This window comes from Blautia sp. BIOML-A1, from assembly GCF_009883055.1.
Lineage (GTDB): Bacteria > Bacillota > Clostridia > Lachnospirales > Lachnospiraceae > Blautia_A.
The window spans coordinates 1-1,734 of the sequence record NZ_WWVR01000086.1; the positions used below are offsets into that span (position 1 = coordinate 1).

The window sequence follows — 1,734 nt, forward strand, 5'->3', positions numbered from 1 at the left end:
ATCCAGTGCCAAGTACATTTTCATTGAAAAGAAATAACAGACATAAGATAAAAGGAGAGGAACAATCAAATGACAGTAAAAGTAACTGATATAACATTAGCATCAGAAGTAAAAGAGGGTATTACATTAGTCGATTTTTGGGCTCCTTGGTGTGGATAGGCTACAATTAACTAGACAGAAAAATTAAGGTGTGTAGACTAGAAGAAAACATACCAGGAGGAATTTTTATGTCTAAGAGAACACGAAGAACTTTTTCACAAGAATTCAAGCAACAAATCGTCAATCTTTACTTAGCTGGAAAGCCACGTGTAGAAATCATTCGAGAATATGAACTAACGGCTTCAGCATTTGACAAATGGGTAAAGCAATCTAAAACGAGTGGTTCATTCAAAGAAAAAGATAATCTTACGCCTGAACAAAAAGAATTGTTAGAACTACGTAAAAGAAACCAGCAATTAGAAATGGAAAATGATATTTTAAAGCAAGCAGCGCTGATATTCGGACGAAGAGACAAGTAATCGATGCGAATAAGCATCTTTACCCTATATCAGCGATGTGCAGAATATTAGGTCTATCACGTCAGTCCTATTATTATCAATCAAAACCAAAGAAAGACGAATCAGAACTTGAAGAAGTAGTCGCTGAAGAATTTATCCGCAGCCGAAAGGCCTACGGCTCAAGAAAAATAAAAAAAGCCTTATCAAAACGAGGCATTCAGATCAGCCGACGAAAAATTAGTAGAATCATGAAAAATAGAGGATTAAAATCGAGCTATACTGTTGCTTATTTTAAAGTACATCATTCTACTTGCAATGAAGCCAAAACGACAAACGTATTGAATCGTAAATTCTTAAGAGACAACCCATTAGAAGCGATCGTAACAGACTTGACTTATGTACGAGTCGGGAAAAAATGGAATTATGTCTGTTTCATTTTGGATCTGTTCAATCGAGAAATTCTCGGCTATTCTTGTGGAGAACATAAAGATGCCGTTCTAGTAAAAAAAGCATTTAGCCGTATCAAACAACCTCTGACAGAGGTTGAGATTTTTCATACTGATCGTGGAAAAGAGTTTGATAACCAAGCTATTGATGAATTATTAACAACTTTTGACATCAATCGATCATTGAGTCATAAAGGCTGTCCTTTTGATAATGCCGTAGCTGAATCAACTTATAAGTCGTTGAAAGTAGAATTTGTCTATCAATACACATTTGAAACCTTACAACAATTGGATTTGGAGTTATTTGACTATGTCAATTGGTGGAACCACCTTCGGTTGCACGGTACACTTGGCTACGAGACACCGGTTGGTTACCGTAACCAGAGATTGGCGCAGCGAATCCTTGATAATGAGCTCGGATGTGCTAACGCTAGCGAGGCAGTCTAACTTTAACTGTTAGCTCCTGCCGAAGATCGTCACATCCGAGGAGGCTCATTGTCAAGGACAATCGGAATAGCATACGGAAAGAAGTTCTGCACCTTATAAAATTTGTCAAAAAAACTGTTGCCATTCCAAATAAACGGCGGGAGAAAAAGACATTTCCTTCTAAAAATCAGTATTCACCAAAAATTTGAAAAGCAATTTTCATATAGCCTTCTTCTTTCTCAAAATGAAACACTTCTTTTGTTTACTTCCCATTTTTGAAGTTTCCGGACTGATCTGTTCTACCCACTCATTGATGTATCCTTCTCCACATTTTACTCCATTTACTTCTAGCTCCTACAAACGTC

Annotated in this window: 1 protein-coding gene; it reads left to right on the forward strand. The window is 36.9% G+C overall.

From position 1 onward, the window contains the following. Window positions 1-227: 227 nt before the first annotated feature. Window positions 228-1,390, forward strand: a protein-coding gene (locus GT674_RS16735; protein ID WP_086956687.1) for an IS3 family transposase whose coding sequence is annotated in 2 segments (ribosomal slippage) — window positions 228-504 and window positions 504-1,390 — 1,164 coding nt in all. Because the reading frame shifts where the segments join, the coding sequence is not laid out codon by codon here. Window positions 1,391-1,734: the final 344 nt, after the last annotated feature.